The 2,285-nt window shown below is 64.0% G+C and carries 2 protein-coding genes; both read right to left on the reverse strand.

All coding sequences use genetic code 11. From position 1 onward, the window contains the following. Positions 1-27: 27 nt before the first annotated feature. A complete protein-coding gene (locus tag Q0L57_RS09540) occupies positions 28-1,236 on the reverse strand; it encodes an acetyl-CoA C-acetyltransferase (protein WP_296741576.1) in 1,209 nt (402 codons plus the stop codon). A 33-nt stretch (positions 1,237-1,269) separates the two neighbouring features. Then, positions 1,270-2,285: acyl-CoA dehydrogenase family protein (locus Q0L57_RS09545; protein ID WP_296741579.1), on the reverse strand; the 1,016-nt coding region annotated here is incomplete at its 5' end.

Raw genomic sequence — 2,285 nt, forward strand, 5'->3', positions numbered from 1 at the left:
GGTGTAGCTCATTGTCTCTCTCCCTCGTCAGACGCGTTCGATGATGGTCGCGGTGCCCATGCCGGCGCCGATGCAGAGCGTGACCAGCGCTGTGTTGAGGTCGCGGCGCTCCAACTCGTCCAGCACAGTGCCGAAGATCATGGCGCCGGTGGCGCCGAGCGGATGGCCCATGGCGATGGCGCCGCCATTGACGTTGATCTGGTCGTGCGGGATGTCGAAGGCCTGCATGTAGCGCAGCACCACCGAGGCAAAGGCCTCGTTGAGCTCGAACAGGTCGATGTCAGAGAGCTTCATCTTGGCGCGCTTCAGCAGCTTCTCGGTGACGTCGACCGGACCGGTCAGCATTAGCACCGGTTCGGAGCCGATGTTGGCGAAAGAGCGGATGCGCGCGCGGGGTTTGATCCCCATGGCTTTCCCAACCTTCTTGGAGCCGAGCAACACGGCGGCCGCGCCGTCGACGATGCCGGAGGAATTGCCGGCGTGATGGACGTGGTTGACCTCCTCGACCTCCGGGTGCTTCTGCACAGCCACCGCGTCGAAGCCGCCCATCTCGCCCGGCATGACGAAGGACGGATTGAGCGAGGCGAGCGACTGCATGTCGGTCGTGGGCCGCATGTGCTCGTCATGGTCGAGGATGGTGAGGCCGTTCTGGTCCTTGATCGGGATCACCGAATTCTTGAACCGGCCCTCGCCCCACGCCTTGGCGGCGCGCTTCTGGCTCTCGACCGCATAGGCGTCGACGTCGTCGCGGCTGAAGCCATACTTGGTGGCAATCAGGTCGGCCGAGATGCCCTGGGGCACGAACCAGCCGGGCAGGCCCACGGACGGATCCATGAACCAGGCGCCCCCCGACATGCCCATGCCGACGCGCGACATGGATTCGACGCCGCCGGCAATGACGATCTCGTCGGCCCCTTGAGCGATCTTGGCGGCGCCGAAATTGATGGCGTCGAGGCCCGATGCGCAGAAGCGCGAGATCTGCATGCCCGGCGCCCTGGTGTCGAAGCCGGCCTCGAAGGCCGCGGCGCGCGGAATGACGGAGCCCGCCTCACCGACCGGATCGACGCAGCCGAAGATGATATCGTCGACGTTGCCCGTGTCGAGCCCGTTGCGGTCGCGCAATGCTTCCAGCGTCCTGGCGGCGAGCCGCACCGCTGGCACCTCGTGCAGCGAGCCATCCTTCTTGCCCTTGCCGCGCGGCGTGCGCACGGCGTCATAGACGTAAGCCTCAGTCATTTTCGTGCTCCTTGGCTTTGCCGGTCGCGACGCTCACAGAGAGCGTCCGATCAGCAATTTCATGATCTCGTTGGTGCCGCCATAGATGCGCTGGACGCGGGCGTCGCGGTACATGCGGGCGATCGGGTATTCATTCATGTAGCCATAGCCGCCATGCAGTTGAAGGCATTCGTCGACGACCTTGCCCTGCAGGTCCGACAGCCAGTATTTGGCCATCGAGGCGGTGACCGGGTCGAGGCCGCCATCGACATGGCGGGCGACGCAATCATTGTAGAAGACGCGGCCGATGGTCGCCTCGGTCTTCAATTCAGCCAGCTTGAACTGGGTGTTCTGGAAATCGATGATCGGCTTACCGAAGGCCTTGCGCTCCTTGACGTAGTCGATGGTGAGCGCGAGCGCCCGTTCGATCATGGCGATAGCGCCGGTGCCGATCTGCAACCGCTCCTGCGGCAATTGCTGCATCAGCTGGACGAAGCCCTTGCCTTCCTCATGGCCGAGCAGGTTGGAGGTCGGCACGCGCACGTCGTTGAAGAACAGCTCGGAAGTGTCGTTCGACTTCAGTCCGATCTTGTCGAGGTTGCGGCCGCGCTCGAAGCCTTCGGCATCGTCGGTCTCGACGACGATCAGCGACGTGCCCTTGGCGCCCTTTTCCGGATCGGTCTTGGTCACGACTATGATCAGGTTGGCGAGCTGGCCGTTGGTGATGAAGGTCTTGGAACCGCTGATCTTGTAGTGGTTGCCATCCTTCTCGGCGCGGGTCTTCACGCCTTGCAGGTCGGAGCCGGCGCCGGGCTCGGTCATGGCGATGGCGCCGATCAACTCGCCGGTCGCCAGCTTCGGCAGCCACTTCTGCTTCTGCTCCTCGGAGCCATAGTGAAGGATGTAAGGCGCGACGATGGAGTTGTGCAGGCCGATGCCGAAGCCGTCGACTCCGACATGGCCGATCGCCTCGATGATGGCGCTCTCATGTGCGAAGGTGCCGCCCGAGCCGCCGTATTTTTCCGGCATCGAGGCGCAAAGCAGGCCGGCGGCGCCAGCCTTCAGCCAGC

It is taken from the genome of Mesorhizobium sp. (assembly GCF_024509055.1).
Taxonomy (GTDB): domain Bacteria; phylum Pseudomonadota; class Alphaproteobacteria; order Rhizobiales; family Rhizobiaceae; genus Mesorhizobium.

Bases quoted from the DNA above. Each gene is read 5' to 3' on its own strand.
- Q0L57_RS09540 (WP_296741576.1), bottom strand. From the start codon at position 1,236: ATGACTGAGGCTTACGTCTATGACGCCGTGCGCACGCCGCGCGGCAAG.